Annotated in this window: 13 protein-coding genes; 3 read left to right on the top strand and 10 right to left on the bottom strand. The window is 66.2% G+C overall.

What is annotated here, in order from left to right; genetic code table 11:
* Window positions 1-6: 6 nt before the first annotated feature.
* From ACYZGB_RS04130 to ACYZGB_RS04115, 4 genes are all read right to left on the bottom strand, one after another.
* The gene (locus ACYZGB_RS04130) at window positions 7-975 is read right to left on the bottom strand and encodes a 2-hydroxyacid dehydrogenase (RefSeq protein ID WP_462386949.1); all 969 of its coding nucleotides are present in this window, start codon (window positions 973-975) and stop codon (window positions 7-9) included.
* Window positions 976-1,144: 169 nt separating this feature from the next.
* Entirely contained in the window at window positions 1,145-1,609 is a 465-nt protein-coding gene (locus ACYZGB_RS04125) for a nuclear transport factor 2 family protein (protein ID WP_409888285.1), read from the bottom strand.
* A 118-nt stretch (window positions 1,610-1,727) separates the two neighbouring features.
* On the bottom strand, window positions 1,728-2,639 hold the full coding sequence (gene kdgD / locus ACYZGB_RS04120) for a 5-dehydro-4-deoxyglucarate dehydratase (RefSeq protein ID WP_462386948.1): 912 nt from the start codon (window positions 2,637-2,639) through the stop codon (window positions 1,728-1,730).
* A 46-nt stretch (window positions 2,640-2,685) separates the two neighbouring features.
* Entirely contained in the window at window positions 2,686-3,657 is a 972-nt protein-coding gene (locus ACYZGB_RS04115; RefSeq protein ID WP_409888269.1) for a Bug family tripartite tricarboxylate transporter substrate binding protein, read from the bottom strand.
* Between the two features lie 404 nt (window positions 3,658-4,061).
* Here ACYZGB_RS04115 and ACYZGB_RS04110 point away from each other — a divergent pair, with 404 nt between their 5' ends.
* Window positions 4,062-5,192: a lactonase family protein gene (locus tag ACYZGB_RS04110; RefSeq protein WP_462386947.1), complete on the top strand. Its 1,131-nt coding sequence runs from the start codon at window positions 4,062-4,064 to the stop codon at window positions 5,190-5,192.
* 85 nt (window positions 5,193-5,277) lie between these two features.
* Window positions 5,278-6,270 (top strand): Bug family tripartite tricarboxylate transporter substrate binding protein, encoded by a 993-nt coding sequence (locus ACYZGB_RS04105; RefSeq protein WP_462386946.1) that lies wholly within the window; start codon window positions 5,278-5,280, stop codon window positions 6,268-6,270.
* A 178-nt stretch (window positions 6,271-6,448) separates the two neighbouring features.
* Here ACYZGB_RS04105 and ACYZGB_RS04100 read toward each other — a convergent pair whose 3' ends face one another.
* A complete protein-coding gene (locus ACYZGB_RS04100; RefSeq protein WP_462386945.1) occupies window positions 6,449-6,751 on the bottom strand; it encodes a helix-turn-helix domain-containing protein in 303 nt (100 codons plus the stop codon).
* Between the two features lie 266 nt (window positions 6,752-7,017).
* On the opposite strand from ACYZGB_RS04100, the gene ACYZGB_RS04095 reads away from it, so the two are divergent.
* A complete protein-coding gene (locus tag ACYZGB_RS04095; RefSeq protein ID WP_462386944.1) occupies window positions 7,018-9,036 on the top strand; it encodes a tetratricopeptide repeat protein in 2,019 nt (672 codons plus the stop codon).
* Between the two features lie 182 nt (window positions 9,037-9,218).
* Here ACYZGB_RS04095 and ACYZGB_RS04090 read toward each other — a convergent pair whose 3' ends face one another.
* The 5 genes from ACYZGB_RS04090 to ACYZGB_RS04070 all read right to left on the bottom strand — a co-directional run bounded on the left by ACYZGB_RS04090 (window position 9,219) and on the right by ACYZGB_RS04070 (window position 14,239).
* Window positions 9,219-10,484, bottom strand: coding sequence for a hypothetical protein (locus ACYZGB_RS04090; RefSeq protein ID WP_462386943.1), 1,266 nt, complete (start codon window positions 10,482-10,484; stop codon window positions 9,219-9,221).
* A gap of 108 nt (window positions 10,485-10,592) precedes the next feature.
* Window positions 10,593-11,021, bottom strand: a complete 429-nt coding sequence (locus ACYZGB_RS04085) for a hypothetical protein (RefSeq protein ID WP_462386942.1) — start codon at window positions 11,019-11,021, stop codon at window positions 10,593-10,595.
* Window positions 11,022-11,038: 17 nt separating this feature from the next.
* Window positions 11,039-11,416: a Fur family transcriptional regulator gene (locus ACYZGB_RS04080; protein ID WP_063460338.1), complete on the bottom strand. Its 378-nt coding sequence runs from the start codon at window positions 11,414-11,416 to the stop codon at window positions 11,039-11,041.
* 99 nt (window positions 11,417-11,515) lie between these two features.
* Window positions 11,516-11,845: an EthD family reductase gene (locus tag ACYZGB_RS04075; RefSeq protein WP_462386941.1), complete on the bottom strand. Its 330-nt coding sequence runs from the start codon at window positions 11,843-11,845 to the stop codon at window positions 11,516-11,518.
* A 321-nt stretch (window positions 11,846-12,166) separates the two neighbouring features.
* Window positions 12,167-14,239 (bottom strand): tetratricopeptide repeat protein, encoded by a 2,073-nt coding sequence (locus tag ACYZGB_RS04070; RefSeq protein WP_462386940.1) that lies wholly within the window; start codon window positions 14,237-14,239, stop codon window positions 12,167-12,169.
* Window positions 14,240-14,574: the final 335 nt, after the last annotated feature.

Genomic DNA, 14,574 nt, shown 5'->3' with positions numbered 1-14,574 from the left:
CAACGATCAGCCAGCCACCGTGCCTGGCACCGGCACCCGCACGGCACCCGAGGTATAGAACGCATGCAGGTTCTCCAGCACCAGGTCCGCCATCGCACGGCGGGTTTCGTGCGTGGCACTGGCGGTGTGGGGGGTGAGCACCACGTTGTCCAGCGCCATCAGGGCGGGGGGCACATGGGGTTCGTTGTCGAACACGTCCAGGCCCGCACCGGCGATGCGGCGCTCGGCCAGGGCGTCGATGAGCGCCGCCTCATCCACCACGCTGCCACGCGCCACGTTGATGAGGTAGCCCTGCGGGCCCAGGGCGTCGAGCACATCGCGGTTGACCAGGTGGCGCGTGCCCGCGCCGCCCGCCACCGTCAGCACCAGGTAGTCGGCCCACTCGGCCAGTGCGGTCAGCGACTCGAAGTAGGGTAGCGCGCAGCCCTCGGCCGGGCGGCGGTTGTGGTAGCCCACCTCCATGCGGAAGCCCGCCGCGCGCTCGGCCACGGCCTGGCCGATGCGGCCCATGCCCACGATGCCCAGGCGTTTGCCCGACACCCGCGTGCCCAGCGCAAACCGCGCCTTGGGCCATTGGCCCTGGCGCACAAACCGGTCGCTGGCAGCAATGCCACGCGACACTTCCAGCATCAGCGCAAACGCCATGTCGGCCACACAGTCGTTGAGCACGCCGGGCGTGTAGCCCACCTGCACACCCCGGGCAGTGGCGGCGCCGATGTCGAGCGCGTCAAAGCCCACGCCAAAGCTGCTGATGACCTGCAGATGGGGCAGGGCTGCGATCACCTCGCCCTGGAGCCCGATGGACGCCGTGGTGACCACGCCCGAAAACTCCGCACCGTGCGCCGCCAGAAAACCCTGCGGGTCGGCCTGGTCCGCCAGGCAGGCCACGCTGTAGCGCGCGGCCAGTTCGGTTTCGAGGGCTGGCAAGGGCAGGCGGCCGATTTGCAGGATGCGGGGCTGGGCGTTGGTGGTCATTGGATGGAGGGCAACCTGGAATGTTGAGAAGGTGGACTTGAGCCGCAGTGTCGCTTGTCGCCGTGCGACGGAGACGGGCGCGGCTCCGCCAGCGCCGCCGTGCAAGGGCCGCCCCGCCGCAGAGGCGGCGTCCCCTTGAGGGGGATGGCGCGAAGCGGCTCAGGGGGCATCAGGTGTTTACGCGAACGGCCTGGCGGGCCAGCAGCTTCCACTGGCCGCCTTGCTGCTGCCACACGCCCAGGATCTTGATCTGCACCTTGCCGGGCTTGCCCGAGTCGTTCGTGTCGGCCGTGAGGGTGTGGCGCACCAGGGCGGTGTGCCCCACCACCTTGATGGTCTGGTCGGTGATGGCGATGGTCACGAAGTCCGACTTACCTGCCACCAGGTCGCCGATGAAGCTGTCCTTGGTGTCCACACGGCCGCCGGAGTGGCCGTAGCTCAGGTCGTCGGCCACCAGCGGGGCCAGGGCGGCCGGAGTGGGGTCGATCATGGCCAGGCGCAGGCGCTCGGCGGCGGCGGCCACGGCCTGTTCGGCCGATGCAGAGTGCGAAGCCGTTGGCGCGCTGGCGGCGCAGCCCGCCAGGGTGGCCACGGCGATCGCAGCGGCGGTGGCGAGAAGGAATTTCCTGAACATCTTGTCTGTCTCCGTTGTGGTGGTTTTGTGGACGAGAAGGGCGTGCCAAAGCAACACCACACGCCCGTGCACGGCCAGGCGCGTGGTGGTTTCTTGCAAAGGTGTTGGCCGGGCGGGCTTACTGCGGGCCGAGCTTCTTGATCAGCGCAGCCAGCTCTTCCACCTCATGGGGCTTGAGGTCCGTCAGCGGCGCCCGCACCGGCCCACCGTCATGGCCCACGATGCGCGCACCCGCCTTGATGATGGACACGCCATAGCCTTCCACCCGGTTGCGGATGGCCAGATACGGCATGAAGAACTCCTTGAGCAGTTTGTGCTGCGTGGCGATGTCGTCGGCCGCCACCGCCTTGTAGAACTCCATCGCCGTCTTGGGAATGAAGTTGAACACCGCCGACGAATACACCGGCGTGCCCAGCGCCTTGTAGGCGGCTGCATACACCTCGGCCGTGGGCAGGCCGCCCAGGTACGAGAAGCGGTCGCCCATCTTCATGAAGATCGAGGACATGGTCTCGATGTTGCCCACCCCGTCCTTGAAGCCGATCAGGTTGGGGCAGCGCTCGGCCAGGATGGCCAGGGAGTCGGCCGTGAGCTTGGTGCGGTCGCGGTTGTAGACGATCACGCCGAACTTCACGCTGTTACAGACCTGGGCCACATGCTCGATCAGGCCCTCCTGGCCGGCTTCGGTCAGGTAGTGGGGCAGCAGCAGGATGCCGTGTGCGCCCAGGCGCTCAGCCTCCTGGGCATGGGCAATGGCCGTGCGGGTGGGGCCACCGGCACCGGCAATGATCGGCACCTTGCCCCGGCAGGTGTCCACGGCCGTCTTGATGACCTGGCTGTACTCGGGGCCCGACAGGGAGAAGTACTCCCCCGTGCCACCGGCGGCAAACAGGGCGCTGGCGCCGTAGGGGGCGAGCCACTCCAGGCGCTCGATGTAGGTCTTGGGGCGGAAGTTGCCTTGCTCGTCGAAGTCCGTGATCGGGAAGGACAGCAGGCCGGAGCCCATGATGGTTTTGAGGTCTTGAGGGGTCATGTCAGTGCGGGGCGGTAAGAGGAAATGGGGATGCGGGAGCAGGGGCTCAGTCCAGCTTGATGTTGGCGGCCGTCACCACGCTGGCCCAGCGTGCGCGTTCCTTGGCAAAGAACTGGTCTTGCTCGGCGGGGGTCATGGTCACGACTTCGGCGCCCTGGCCTGCGAGGCGCGAGCGGATCTCGGGCGAGCGGATGGCGGTGATGAGGGCCTTGTTGAGCTTTTGCACCACGGCCTCGGGCGTGCCGCGTGGCAGCAGCACCCCTTGCCAGGTGCCGGATTCGTAGCCCGTCACGCCCTGTTCGGCGATGGTGGGCACGTTGCCGATGAGTGGCATGCGGGTGGACTTGGACACGCCCAGTACCTTGAGCTTGCCGTTCTGCACCTGGGGCAGGGTGGCCAGCATGCCGTTCATCAGCACCTGGGTCTGGCCTGCCACGGTGTCCTGGATGGCGGTGACGCCGCCCTTGTAGGGGATGTACTGCCAGCGCGCGCCGCTGGCGCGCTCCAGCGCCACGCCGGCCAGGTGGGGGGCGCTGCCGGTGGCTGTCACGGCAAAGTTCAGGTCGTTCTTCTTCGAATAGGCGACCAGCTCCTTGAGGTTGCTCACCGGCACCGAAGGATGCACCACCAGCAGGTGGGGTGAGTAGGCCAGCATGGTCACGCCGCGCAGGTCCTTGGAGGGGTCGAACGACAGCTTGGTGTAGACCGAGGGGCTGATGGCCAGCGCGCCCACGTCGCACAGCAGCATGGTGTAGCCATCGGGTTCGGCCTTGGCCACAAAGTCGGCGCCCAGGTTGCCGTTGGCGCCGGGCTTGTTTTCGACGATGACGGTTTGTTTGAGCGACTCGGACAGCACCTGGCTGATGGAGCGCGCAATGATGTCCGAGCTTCCGCCGGGCGGGTAGGGCACCACGATGCGCAGGGTCTTGGCGGGCCAGTCGGCGGTCTGGGCGGTGGCAGAGGCGGCTGCGAGTGCGGCGGTGCAGGCCAGAAGGACGGCGCGGCGGTTCAGGGTCATGGAATGTCTCCGGGTTGTCAGGTTGTTGTTAGTCATCGTACAACTTGGTCGAAAAAAACACAAGCCACTCCATCACAAAGCAGGCATATGGGCCAAAAAATCAGGGTAAACACTGATCGTTTGGACCGATTTTGACCGTGAAACGCCTCTCAAACAGGGCGTCATTCGCTCACAAAAACTGCGGGTAATCCCTTTGGTGAGATGGACTGGGTTGGGTTCACAATGCGACCCATGTTGTATGACGACATATAACAAAACCGCGCCAACCCCGGGATGAGCACCTTGGTTTCCATGGGCTGCGGGGCCACCGGACCCGCCCCGAAGAAGGCACCCCAGCACCGAGACATCGCATATCTGCGGCCCCCGGCCCGCAGGCTGCGCACCACCAGAAGAAGGAAAACCGCATGACCGCTGCACTTCACACCCGCCGCCCAGCCGGGCCTTTTACGCCTCTTGCGCCTCTTGGGCGCCTGGCGCCTTTGGCCGCCCTTGCGCTGGCCCTGGCTGCGCCCGGGGTTGGGGCGGCCACCTGGGTCTATGTGTCCAACGCCGACAGCCAGGATGTGTCGGTGTTCGAGCTGGACCGCAGCGCGGGCGCCTTGAAGCCGGTGGACACCACCGCGCTCGGGGGCATGGCCATGCCCATGGCCGTGAGCCCGGACAAGAAGGTGCTGTATGTGGCCCTGCGCTCGCAGCCGTTTCGGGTGGTGAGCCTGGCCATCGACCCGGCCAGCGGCAAGCTGCGCAAGCTGGGCGAGGCCCCGCTGGCCGACAGCATGGCCAACATCGACACCGATGCCACGGGCCGCTGGCTGTTTGCGGCCTCGTACCCCGGCCACAAGATCACGGTCAACAGCATTGGCAAGGATGGGGCGGTGGGTGCGGTGCAGCAGCTCATCCCCACGGCGCCCCACGCGCACGCCATCCACGCCGATGCGGCCAACCGCCATGTGCTGGCCACCAGCCTGGGGGGCGACAACCTCTCGGCCTGGCGCTTTGACGCCGAGACCGGCAAGCTCACGGCACACGAGCCCGCGCTGACCACGGTGACCCCTGAAAAGTCGGGCCCGCGCCACTTTGTATGGGACAAGGCCCAGCGCAGCCTGTATTTGCTGAACGAGCTGGACGCCTCGGTGCATGTGATGGCCTACGACAAGGAGCGTGGCACGCTGCGTGCCGTGCAGCGCACCACCACGCTGCCCGCAGGCTTTACCGGCAAGCCCTGGGCGGCCGACATTCACCTGTCGCCCGACGGTCGTACGCTGTATGCGTCCGAGCGCACCTCCAGCACGCTCAGTAGCTTCCGCGTGGATGCCGCCACCGGCCAGCTGCAGCCGCTGGGCCAGGTGCCTACCGAAAAAACCCCGCGCGGCTTTGCCGTGGACCCGTCAGGCCGCTTTCTGATCGCGGCAGGGCAGGAGTCGCACCACATTGCGCTGCACCCCATCGACCCCGCCACCGGAATCCCTGGCACCGCCACGCGCGTGCCTGCAGGCAAGAACCCCAACTGGGTCGAGATTGTTGATTTGCCTTGACCCTTGCTGGACGCCAGCCGCCGCGCCAGAGCGGCCCCGTCCATCAGCCCTCATTCACCTTTGACACACCAGGAGACTTTTGACCATGCAACGCAGACACCTCATCCACACGGCGGCCCTCGCCGCTGCCGTGGGCTTCATCGGCCTGCCCGCCGCCGCCCAGGGCACCTGGCCTACGGGCAAGACCATCAGCTACGTGGTGCCCTTTGCCGCAGGCGGCACCACCGACACACTGGGCCGACTCATCGGCCAGCAACTGGGACCCGTGCTGGGCACCACGGTGGTGGTGGAGAACAAGGGCGGTGCGGCAGGCAGCGTGGGCTCGGAGGCCGCAGCGCGCGCGGCGCTCGATGGCTACACCCTGCTGGGCGGCACCGTCAGCTCGCACGCCATCAACATCAGCCTGTATCCCAAGCTGGGTTATGACCCCATCAAGTCCTTCAGCCCCGTGACGCTGATCGGCACCAACCCCGTGGTGCTGGTGGTGGCCGCCAGCAGCCCGCACAAAACCCTCAAGGACGTGCTGGCTGCGGCCAAGGGCAAGGACGGCGGTTTGTCGTCGGCGTCGGCAGGCACCGGAAGCTCGCAGCACCTGGCGGTGGAGCTGCTGGCCTACAAGTCGGGCGTGAAGTTCACCCATATCCCCTACAAGGGCAGCGGCCCAGCCATCCAGGACGTGATCAGCGGCCAGGTGGACATGATGTTCGACACCACCGTGGTGGCTGCCCCGCACATCCAGAGCGGCAAGCTGCGCGCCATTGCCGTCACCTCGCCCAAGCGCCTGGCCTCGATGCCCGACGTGCCCACCGTGGCCGAGTCTGGGGTGAACGGCCTGGCCGACTTCCAGGTGCAGTCGTGGCAGGCCATCTTTGTGCCCGCCGCCACGCCCGCGCCCATCGTCTCGCGCCTGTACGACGAGATTCGCAAGATCCTGGCCCAGCCCGACATGCAGACCCGCCTGAAGGGCTTTGGCATGGAGCCCGCCGACCTCAACACCACGCAGATCGCCGCTTTCCAGAAGGCCGAGGTGGAGAAGTGGGCCCAGGTGATCAAGGCGGCAAACATCAAGGTAGATTGAAGAAGGGGGGCACCCCCTGAGTCGCTTCGCGCCTTCCCCCTCTCTCGCTGCGCGGGAGGGGGACGCCCCCAGCGCACGCAAGCGAAGCGCCGCATGCGCGGCTTGGCGGCCCTTGCGCGGGGGCACTGGCCTGGGCCGCGCCAGTCTCTCGGGCCACGGGCGGTGCGCGGCGGGGCGACTATTTGGAAGAGGCAGTTCCCTTGCCGTCTGCCGCTTCTGGGCCGTGCGCGCTGTCTGGCCGCTTGTTGCGTTCCAAGTGGAAATCGGGGTGCTGCCCCGTCAGCAGCAGAAACATTGCAAACACCGGCCCCTGCATGTTGCGCTCGTCGCTCATGCTCTCCAGCGCCTGCCAGGTGCGCGACTGCACGCCGCCCCGGCTGCCGGTCTGCAGCGGGTAGCCCATGAGTTCGGCCGCCTGGGCCTGGCTCAGCCCGGCGGCAGTGCGGGCGGCCTTGAGCTGATCGCCGGTGGGCACAGGCATGGCGAGAGCGAGGGCAGGGCGTGGCGGCTGGGACATAGGTTTGCTATAAAAATAGGAGCTATTTGGGCTTGATGGACGCGCGCAGAGGCCCATTTTTACCCAAAACTGCGTGCCAACATCCGGGTGTGGTGCGGGTGCGTCACTGGACAAACTGGTGGGGTGCGCCTCTGGAGCGTGGCGGGGGGCCGCTCCTAGAATTCGCTCGCGCTTGACGAAAGACAACACCACAACACGCCGCACAACCGGCGGCATCCGAGGAGGGACCTGTGAGCTACACCATCCAGATCTGGGAAAAGCCCGCCGATTGGCCCTGGCCCACCACCAAGGCCGAGGCGGACGCGCAGTACGAGCGTGCGGAGGCGGGCCCCCAGGTGCCGATGAACCCCAAGTTCGCGGCCTGGGCCCAGGCCGTCGAGCAGCGCTCTCCCGGGTTCTGGGACATCTACCTTGGTGGCCCTGAAATGACCGACCCGACCTGGGGCGTGGGCATCAACACCCGCGCTTCGGATTGGGGCGCTCCGTTTGACGATGGCTGGGAGCAGGCAGTGCGCCTGGGCCTGAACCTGTACGACCCACAAAGCGGCGTGCACTACCTGGCCAACGGCGATGCGCCCGAAGAGCCCGATCTGCCCGTGCAGCGTGCGGCGCGCGCCCGCAAGGCGGGCGACGACGCCACCGCCTGGGCTGAATACCGCCACTGGGCTGCGCGCGGCAACCCCCACGCCCTCTATGCCCTGGGCCGTGCCTTGCGTTTTGGCACCATGGGCCAGCGCAGGCACTTCGATCTGGCCGCAGCGCTACAGCTCATGGGCGCCCACGACGCAGAGACCCGCAAGGATGCCCAGGCGTTCTTCCAGCGTTTTCCCGACGAGGCCAAGGCACGCATCCAGGTGCTGATGGCGCGCCTGAAGTCAGCGCCGGGCGAACCACTGCTGCAGATCATCGACAACGACCGCAAGGCGGTGGACGACGCCGTGGCCCGCAGCCAGCAACTGGCGCTGTACTCGCGCAAGCGCATCGAAGCCACCGACGCCCTGGAGCCCGCCGCAGCACAGGGGCATGAGGTCGCGGCTTTCCTGCACGCGCTGGATGTCGTGATCGGCTGGGAGCAGCCCAACTTCGAAAACGCCCGCTATTGGTGCCAGCGTGCCGCCGAATGGGACCACGAGCCCGCCAAGCGTCTGCTGGCCCTGATGTTCGAGCGGGGCTGGGGCGGGCCGGTGGACATGCAGGAGGCCGCGAAGTGGAACGCAGCCGCGCAGGAGCAACGGCTGCGGGCGCAGAAAAAGCAGCAGGCGCAGGAAGAGGCGGAATCGCCCGGCGGCCTGAGCCTCGCGCCCCTGGCGCCAGCCTCGCACGCGTCGGCTGCGGCAGCGCCGGTGGTGTGGACGGGCAACCCCCTGCGCGACCTGCCTGGCTGGTACGCGCGCGAGGGCGACCCACACGCCGCCTTCCACCTTGGCACCAGCGACGAGCATGGCCGCTATGGCGGGCCTGTCAATTTGGCCCAGGCGCGCGCCTGGTACGCCCAGGCTGCCGAAGAAGGCCATGCTGACGCCACCTACAACCTGGGCACGTTCGTGGAGAGTGGCAAGGGCGGCCCCAAGGATGTGCAGGTGGCCAAGGCGCTGTTCATGCTGGCCAACACGCGCGGCACCACCATGCAGGTGGCGGACCTGCGCATTGCACCCAACGAACAGAGCCCCGTGCGCGCCCTGGTGGCTGCCTTGCGCGAACCTGGGCGCCTGCGGGCGGTGCTGCAGCAGCGCGGGCTGGGGGCCGCCGTGGCGGCGCCAGGGGGCGCTGCGCCCACTGCGGTGGCAGCGGTTGCAGCCTCGGTTGCCGCTGCCGGGTTGTCGGCATCGGACTGGGGCCGCGCCGGTGGTGCGGCGCCGCAGGCCCCCCGGCCCGCGCCACCCGTGCCGGGGCCGGCGCCCAGCCGTGCGCGCAGTACACGCGAGGAAGACGAGGACGACGAGGCAGAACACGCAGGCCGCCAGGGCGCGGGCAGCCGCTCGGGCTTCTCGCTGCACCTGGGCCACCTGGCCCTGGTGGTGGGCGTGGCCAACGTTGTGCTACTCATCGCCTTCTTCAAGCCCGGCGCGAGTTTCCGCATGGGCATGCTCGCCCTGGGCCTGGTGGCGGCCTTCGGCGCCTGGCGCACGGCGCGCGACTTTGACTGGTCGCCCCTGGCACGCGCCGTAGTGGCACTGCTTTCCGCCATCCCGATGCTGGGCATGGCGGTGTGCCTGGGGCTGCTGTTCAAGGCCTTTCGCGCACGCTAGGGCGTGTCATCAATCAATACCCCCACGCGCTGACCCCGCAATGCGGATGGATGCGCGAAGCGGGGCGCAGCCCATAGTCATCTATGGGCAAGCCACGCAACAAAGCAGACGCCGCGTCGCAGGCAGTACGAGGAGTACGACAAGACGGGGCAACGACGCCAGAAGGGCTTTGTTAGCCGTTCTTAGCGCGCGATCCCCAGCCAGGCAAGGTAGGTGGGGCGAAAGTCCAGCGCGGTGCGGCGCGCCACTTCGAGGGTGGTGGTGTTGACGGCCACCAGCTGGCGCGCGCCAGGGTCGGAGAGGTAGATCTCATCGCGCGCCTCGTTGGCCGCAAATGCCGGGAACGGTGCCGTCGTGGGCATGGTGGGGATGGCACCCGTGATGGATTTTTTGACCACCCAGCCTGTGGCCCCCCGCTCCAGCGCATGCAGGGCGCCGGTGTCGTCCAGCACAAAGAAGGTGCGTCCCGCACGGTCAAACCCGTGCGCGCGGCGCAGGCGCCCGTCGGCCCAGCCGGTGATGGCCACCGGGGTGGCTGTGCCTGCTGCCGTGTCGATGTCGTAGAAGCGCGTGGTGGAGGGCGTGCCTGCATTGCCAATGCCAATGAAACGCGCGCCCAGCTTGGGGTGGCCCGCAATGGTGCCCACGCCCGTGGGGGTGGCGATCTTGGTGGCGGCGGCCGCGCCCGTGGCCTGGGGCGACACGGCCAGCACGCCGTCGGCGCAGCCGCTCACGGTGGTGCCGCCGCTGGTAAAGCTGCCGTGCATGCTGGGGCACTGCGCGTCCAGGCGCCGCACCAGCGTGAACTGCGCACCCTGGCGGCCGTAGACCTCGACCTGGGTGGGGCCTGTGGCGTCGGGCGCTCGGTAGGTGGCGACCAGGAAGTTGCCATTAGGCTCGGCAAAACCATGCATGGGCTGTGCAAAGTTGATGCTTGCGCCCACGCGGCCAGCGCCCAGGTCGGCATCCTGGAAGACGGTGGCCGAGGCCACGGCCGACGGCGCGCGGCCATCCATGAAGATGCTGGCCTGGCCCGCGCGGTCATCGTAGTGGGTGGGCTGCGGGCCGGTGATGCGGAAACTCAGCAGCTTGGGCGCGGCCTTGTAGTCGTGCAGGTGGTCGCCATGGTCTTCCTGCCAGAGGCCGGCATCGGCGATCTGCACCATGTCCTGCGGCCGCTGGAAGGCCAGCGCATAGCGCCGACCGGGGCTGGCATACACGGCAGACGGCGGGTTGGCCAGGGGGATGTTAGCCACCACGGCGCTGCTGTCCAGGTCAAAGATGCGCAGCGCGGTGGCGGCGTCTTCGGCCACGGCCAAGCGGCCTGCGGTGTCGATGCGGGTGTCCTGGTGCGGGGCTTCACTGCTGCCGCCACTGCCGCCGCCGCAGGCGGCCAATGCCAAAACGAGGGACAGCGCCAGGCCGCCCTGAAGGGATGAATGTTTCATGGTTTTTTCTCACTGAATAGATCGATGCGGCCCGATAGGGGTGCATGGGCGCAGGGGTACATGCGCGCTTGCGCATGCCTGCCGGTCGCAGGTGGTTTACCGAGGGGTTCAGTGAGACAAGGGCGGCCCGCGCGCGTCAAACAGCGTGGCCCAGCGAGCCACAAACGCGCCTTCCAGGCGCCTCAGCCGTTGCATGCACGGGGGCACTGCAGGCGGGTGCACAGGCCAGGCCATTGCGGCGCCCGGCTGCTGGCCCAGGGCGTCGAGCAAGCGACAGTCTTCGGCGTCTTCGTGCTGGGGGAAGAGGGCTTCCAACGCATCCGGCGCGACCTGCGCATTGCCAGGGGCATGGTGGGACTGCTCAGCGTGGGCCGCCACAGCCTGTGTGATCTGCGTGCCAACATCCCCGTGGATCGGGCCGTGTGCAATGCCATGCACCAGCCCAAGTGTCTGCGCAAACAAAATGCACAAGGCGCACCACGCGCACAGCAGCGCGGTGGCCTGCCACTGGGGTAGCCCCGCCTGGGGGCGGGGCAATGCGACGGCCCTCGCGCTCATGCTGCCTGCGCGCAATCCGCACACAGGCCGTAGAGCGTCAGTTCATGGCGCTGCACCTGGAACCCTTGTGGCGCCAGCCCCTTCAAGTCGCCCGGGCAGGCATGCACATCAAACACACGCGCACACTGTGTGCACTGGAAGTGGTGGTGGTGCGACTGGCCTGCGGGCTCGTAGCGTGGGCTCTCGCCGGGCAGTTGCACCACTTCGATGGCGCCATCTTCCAGCAGCGCTTTGAGGTTGCGGTAGACCGTGGCCAGACCCAGCCCCTCCACCGACACCTGGGCGGTCTCCAGGATCTCCTGCGGCGACAGCGGACGTTGCGCGCCAGCGACCACGGCATAGATCGCTGTGCGTTGCCGGGTGAATCGTTCCATGGAGGTTTGCTGTGGGGTGGCTTTTAATGAGAATGAATTATCAACTAAATCCGGGTGGCTGCGGCCACCCGGTTCCGCATTTGCGCAAAAAGGGCGGCGTTAAACGCCCTGCACTTGGTGCGGCAGCATTTGCGCGAAGTAAGACTCCGGCTGGATGTTGGTGTAGTTGGGGATGTCGGCCGCCAGTTCGGCCATGGTCTGCTTGGCCGCAGTCTGGGCCTGTTTCAGGTCGCTGAAGAAGGCATTGGTCAGCGCCACGACCTGGCCCGGGCGCGGCTCGCCTGGGTAGAGCACGCGGTCGCTCTCCAGTCGCACCAGGCCCAGGGGCTGCAGCGCCGCGCGGGCGATGCGCATGTGCTCGCTGTGGTAGTAGTCGTGGTTGAAGGAGGCGCCTTCGCGCCAGCGGTAAACGGCAGTGACTTTGATCATGGGTGGGCTTCCATCCGGTCGTTGAAAACCTCCACCGTAAGGACACCGCACCCGCTGCACAGCCGCCTGGGCGACAGGCTGTCACCCAGGTGCGTAGTCCGGTGATGACGACCGGTCAGTCCGGCGTCATGAACGCCTACAGCAGGTACCCTCCGTCAGCGGTCGCAAGCGACCATCTGCTGTCATTCGGAATGCCGGCGCGAGCGACAGCTCAGACTGAGAGCTGCCCTTCGCTGGCGAACCACTCAACGACCGGTCTCCTCGAAAGCTGACTCTGCGCAGTATGGCTTGCGATAGGCACTTTTCGTCTTCAAGTTCGCACTAGAGCATGCCTTGCTCAACAAGAACCTCCCTAATGCCGCTTGCCGCACCTTCTCGACCCATGTTCGAGTAGATCTTCATCGCTCGTTGCAAGCGACCTCGAGCCTCGGATCTGTCGCCTGTATTCACAGCAATTCGCCCAAGCAGCTCGTTGGCTACGGCAATCTGGCCTTCGTCCTTGGCGCCTTCCGCTATCTGCAAGGCGTTTAGCAGCGTTTCTCGTGCGACTCTCGGATTGTCTTCGTCGAACTGCAACTTGGCCAGATCACTGAGAGTCGAAGCTTCTGAGCGACTAGCTCCGGCGATGCGCATTACTCGAATGGCTTCAAGGAGCATTCCTTTTGCCTCTGCGACGCGCCCCTGCTTGGCGTAGATGCCTGCAAGGCTGCGCTTGAGGTTTGCTTCCCCAAGTCGGTCACCATTGCGATTCATGATGGGCAGCGCGGATTCGAAGGCTGCTTGTGCAGACTTGAGATCGCTGGCGTCGGCTAACAGCAGGCCGGTGTAACGCAGGGCTTGCGCTTCCCCCAATTCCTGGCCCGCGCTGGCGTATGCAGCGCGCGCCTCGTCGTAGCTCTTGCGGGCTTGATCCACCTTTCCCTGCATCTTGTAAAGGTGCCCGTACAGGACCAGCGCACTGGCAATGCCAGTAAGATCCCCTGACTGCTGAGACAGGCGCTTAGCCTCGGCGAGGGAGTGATCGACTGCCGGAAGATTGTTCCGCGATCCCTCGAGTCGTGCGATCGACCGCAGGACTCGGGCCTGCCCCGCCGGTTGATCTCGATCCTGGTAGATCTTCAACGCACGGTCGTAGCTAGCACGCGCCGCTGGGTAGTGGTTCTGGGTTTGCTCCAGTTCCCCAATGCCCAGGTACGAATCAGCTTCGCCCTGTGTACTTCGCAACGAGTGAAAGAGTTCAGCTGCCTGTTCGTACTGCTTCCGCGCCGGCCCTGACAAGCCAAGCAGCCGGTTCAACTCTGCAACACCCTTGAGCGCGTTCGCCTGCCCCTGGCGATCGCCAAGCCTCTGATAGATTGCAAGCGCCTTCTCGTACCTCTCGCGGCCCTCACCAGACTGCGTATAGACGCGGGAAATTTCGCCCCAGCTGTAGTAGACGTTTGCCTCGCCCTGCGCATCGCCGATGTTCAGATAGATTGCCAGCGCCTCGGCGTATCGAGTGTAGGCTTCCGGGATCTTGCGTTCAACTGCAGCGAGCCACCCGAGTTCGCGAAGAGCATGCGCCTCGGCCTGACGATCCTTCCCCGCAATCGCCACGCTCAGGGCGCGTTCGGCCTGTTCCCGTCCTTTGACATATTGGCCTCGCGCGATCGAGATGTCCGCAAGTTGACGCAGTGCAGTGCTTTCTCCAGTAGCGTCGCCGAGTTCACGGTACGTTTTTGCCGCTTCCAAGTAGCGCTCTTCCGCATCTTTGGACCGACCTTCGAGTTTGTCGCGCTGAGCCAAAGCACTGTACAAGTCGGCCACTCCACGCTGGTCGCCGGCTCGCTTGGCCAAGACCAGTGCTTGCTCCCGCGCGGTGGTGGCAGCCTTGAGGTCACCCTTGCTTTCGCGTATGTCTCCGATCACTTGCCAGGCGTTGGCTTCCACCAAGGCGCTGTCGGACTTGCGTGCAAACTTTAACGCTAGCTCTGCCTGGACGAGCGCCCCCTCTATATTGCCTTGGCGGTTCAACAAATCTGCGAGCAGCATCCTTCCGCTGGATTGAGAGCCTGCGTCGTTCGCTTGCTCGGCCGAGAAAATGTAGCGTTCGAGATCCTGTTTCGCCTCGAGCAAGCGAAAAGCGACGTAGTTCCTCCGATAGTCTTCGTAGATCGACCGCAACTCTGCAGCGGTTGAGGGGGCGGCAGCTTGTGGCGCTGTAGGTACCTGATCCGCGATGACCGGATCGGGCAAGACGCAGGCAAAGAACGTCGTGATCAAGACTTGCGCCGATCTGCGCCAGGCCGCAGCAGCCGTCGACGCAGTGACGGGGGCGGTCCCTGCGCAACCGCCAGAAAGTGTCAGATTCGAGGTTTGCATTGGGTCAATTCTTGTTGCGATGATGAACGTCACGATGATCTTATCGTCCTATTGCGGCTCGGCATTGGCAGCGGATAAGGGCTTACTGTGACGGATCTCAGAGAACCGGCAAGATCGCTTGCCGATTGGCTGCAAGCTGACTAAACCGGAGGGGCCGCTTGGCTGCTCAACGGTCAGAGTTGTGGCATCGATGCGAAGGACGGCCTTTGGCCGAATTCTGCCGTAGAAGAGCACCTGAAAAGGGGGGGGCGGCCTGTGAGCGGTGCCGGCGGAGTGGTCTGGTCGAAACGAACTCAGTGTTCAGGTGCATCCGGAATATGTACCCAGGTGGCTTGGAGCCTGTTTACGATCTCCCCGGGGGCGCACAG

This window comes from Acidovorax sp. Q11 (assembly GCF_054950075.1).
Note: the sequence above shows the minus strand (reverse complement) of the source record. Positions and strands in the feature narration are given on the sequence as shown.